At 68.4% G+C, this 3137-nt stretch carries 3 protein-coding genes; 1 reads left to right on the top strand and 2 read right to left on the bottom strand.

Annotated elements, in window-relative coordinates; translation table 11 throughout:
- Positions 1-1080, bottom strand: a 1080-nt coding sequence (locus VFW04_19015) for an SMP-30/gluconolactonase/LRE family protein (protein ID HEX5181430.1), incomplete at its 3' end; no start/stop codon positions are given.
- Positions 1077-2009 (bottom strand): hypothetical protein, encoded by a 933-nt coding sequence (locus VFW04_19010; protein HEX5181429.1) that lies wholly within the window; start codon positions 2007-2009, stop codon positions 1077-1079. The genes VFW04_19015 and VFW04_19010, both read right to left, overlap by 4 nt.
- A gap of 682 nt (positions 2010-2691) precedes the next feature.
- Here VFW04_19010 and VFW04_19005 point away from each other — a divergent pair.
- A partial coding sequence (locus VFW04_19005; protein HEX5181428.1) for a glycosyl hydrolase occupies positions 2692-3137 on the top strand: 446 nt, incomplete at its 3' end.

The following is a 3137-nucleotide window of genomic DNA, read 5'->3' as shown; positions in this document are numbered from 1 at the left end:
GCCCTTGCCGTTGGCGACGAGAATCGTGTCGCCCGCGGCGAGGATGGCCGACGGATACCAGTCCACCGGGATGCGGCCGAGCGGCGCCGCGCCGCCGGAGACGTCGAACACCGCCACGGCGTTGGCATCGGCTTCGGCGACGAACAGGCGGCGGCCGTCCGGCGACAGCGCCAGTGCGTTAGGCGTGCTGCCTTCCGCCGGGCCGGCCGGCGGCGGGTCGCGCAGCTCGCCGCTCACGGCGCGACGTTTGGTGTCGACGACGCTCACGCGGTCGGTGGTCGCGGACACGACGTAGAGGCGCGCCCCGTCGCGGCTCGCGATCATGGCCGACGGATGGCGCGCGACCCGGATCGTGTCGGCCGCCGAGAGCCGTCCGTCGGATCCGGGCGCATACGCCCACACGGTATTCGCGCCCCACGACGACACGTACACCGCGCCATCGGGCGTCACGGTGACGCCGTACGGGTAGCGGCCGGCCGGCAGGCGCTGCACGACGCGCCGTGCGGCCAGATCGATCACCGCCAGCGAATCACCCATGTTCTCGGCCGCGTACAGCAAGCGCCCGTTAGGCGCAACGGCGAGGCCCGCCGGATAGCGCCGGCCCTCGCGGCCGCGGCCGGGATGCGGGCCTAACGGGAGACTGTCGGCCAGCGTCGCCGTGTCGCCGCGCCAGTCGTAGCGGTACACGAGATCGCCGTCGGCGCCCGACGCGTACAGCGACGACCCGTCGGGCGCGAACGCGAGACCCACGAACGCCGACGGTTGGGCGAGCGTCTGCACCACCCGGCCGCTCGCGCGGTCCACCACCTGGATACCTTGCTCACGCCAGCCGGAGAGCAGCAGCACGAGGCGCGAGCCGTCCGGAGAAAGCGCCATCGCCAGCGGCATCTGCCCGACGGGCGTCGACGCGCCGGCCGGGTCGAGCGACACACCCGTCGGCAACCGGCGGTGCGCGTCGTCTGGCGACTGCGCGTCGCGCGACAGCGGAGCCGGATGCCGGCCGCACGCGGCGGCGGCCACGCACAGCGCGACCAGCGCGCGACGAAGCGTTGCCGATGTCACCGATCGGGCGCGGGTCACTGCATGATGGGCGGCACCACCCAGATGTCGACGCGGTTTCTCGTCGGCAGCGGCACCGCCACGCGGCCGCGCCGCGTGTCGACGCCGATGTGCGCGGCTAACGGGAATCCGGTGATGGCCGTCAGGCGGTCGCCATCCCGAATGGTGAGCGAGGAATCCTTCCAGCTCGTCACGAGCAGACGGCCATCGGGCAGCATGGCCGCGCCATCCATCTGCGCGCGGTTGTATCCCACCGTGCGCGGCTGCGCCTCGCCGGGATGCCAAGCGAGAATGTTGCCGGTGCCGAACGACACGATCACGAACCGGTCGGCGCGCCGGTCCCAGACGAGGTCGGTGGGCCGGTGCAGCGAGTCGCTGGCGAGCGCCACCGAGACGCGGTGATCGCGTCCGACGCGAAAGATGCGCTTCCCCTCGCCGGTGCGGCTTTCCGGGTGCGCCGGGTCGAGCAGGCCGGGCTCGGCGACGTAGAGCGCGCCGTCGGGCCCGACCGCGACGCCGCCTAACGCAACCGGATGCTGCGCGGCGAGGCTCACCGAGGGACCCGTCGCCCCGGTAAGCGCATCGAACGCCCGCACCGCATCGCGGTCCACCACCCACAGCGTGTCGCCCACGAGCGCCAAGCCCTGCGGCGCATCGAGCCGCGCCCCGTTTCGTCCGTTGTCGATGAACCGCAGCGAATCGATGCTGCCGTCCGGATGCATCCGGCTGATGAACGCGTCGTGCCCGCCCGCCGAATCGCCGCCCAGATTCGCGACAAAAAACATGTCGGCCGCGGAATCGTAGCGCGCGGCAACCGGTCGCTCGAAACCTCGAACGCTCGCGGCATGCGTGGGCGGGACAAACGGCTTGGCCGGCGGCTGTGCGTTCTTTGCCGTGTCCGGGGCACCACACCCTGCCAACACGAAGGCGAGAACAAGAATTCGGCGCACGCTGATGCGGGAAAAGGGCAAGAGAAAGGCGGACACAATGCGGACACAAGAGACAATCACGGACCGTTCATGCCGCAGTCGAAGGTGCGTCTCGCGAGAGGGTGCTCAGGCTCGAGTCGCCTGGCGGGCCACGGCGACCGTGATAGAAAGGATAACAAGCGTGAAACTGAATTGACAATGAAAGAGATCAGGCTGCGCGGGAGTAAGGGTTTGCCTAACGGATAGTTGAGCTTTCTGTGAAAGAGAAACTGATCAACACCCTGATGCCTGCGCCGAGCAACACTCGCACCCGCGCGGCACGATGTCTTTCGTCATCCGTTCGATTTCGCTTTGTAACTTTTGATTATGAGCGAGGGGACGGCAAAGGCACATGAACTTTGAAGGGTCGACGGATCTCACGAAAGACCGCCCGGCTCGACCGACCTCGCGTGATGCCAGGAGACCCTAACGGTTCGCGCCCTCCCCCGTAAGGTCCGCGATTTGTCCGTCTGTAGTCCGCGCCCTGTCCGCCTGTAAATCTCCGCCTTGTCCGCCTGTGAGTGTCCGCCTTGTCCGTCTGTAAGTGTCCGCCTTGTCCGCCTTTATATCAGCGGATTGTCGCCCGTAATCCGCCTTCAGTCTTCCCTCGCCGCGGTCCTTCCTCTACAATCTTGGCCACGAACTGACCAAGTCGAGGACACCAGTGAAAATCGCACGCCTGTCGGCGGCGGCGCTCGGTGCGCTGCTCCTTCACGCTGCGCCGTCGGCCGGCCAGGCCACGGCATACGACACGTCCATGTTCCACGCGCTTTCGTGGCGCGAGATCGGACCGTATCGCGGCGGACGCTCCGTCGCGGTCGCTGGCTCTGCCGCGCGTCCGCTCGAGTTCTGGATGGGCACCACCGGAGGCGGTGTGTTCAAGACCACGGACGGCGGCGCGAGCTGGGAGCCGGCGACCGACAAGTATTTTGGCGGGACGATCGGCGCCATCGGCGTCAGCGAATCGAATCCCGACATCGTGTACGTCGGCGCCGGCGAGTTCGACATCCGCGGCAACGTGTCGCACGGCGACGGCGTCTGGAAGACCACCGACGACGGCAAGACCTGGGAGTCGCTCGGCCTAACGGAGACGAGGCAGATCTCGCGCGT

It is taken from the genome of Gemmatimonadaceae bacterium (assembly GCA_036273715.1).
Lineage (GTDB): Bacteria > Gemmatimonadota > Gemmatimonadetes > Gemmatimonadales > Gemmatimonadaceae > JADGGM01.
The sequence above is the reverse complement of the archived record's forward strand: the minus strand, read 5'-3'. Positions and strand labels throughout refer to the sequence as shown.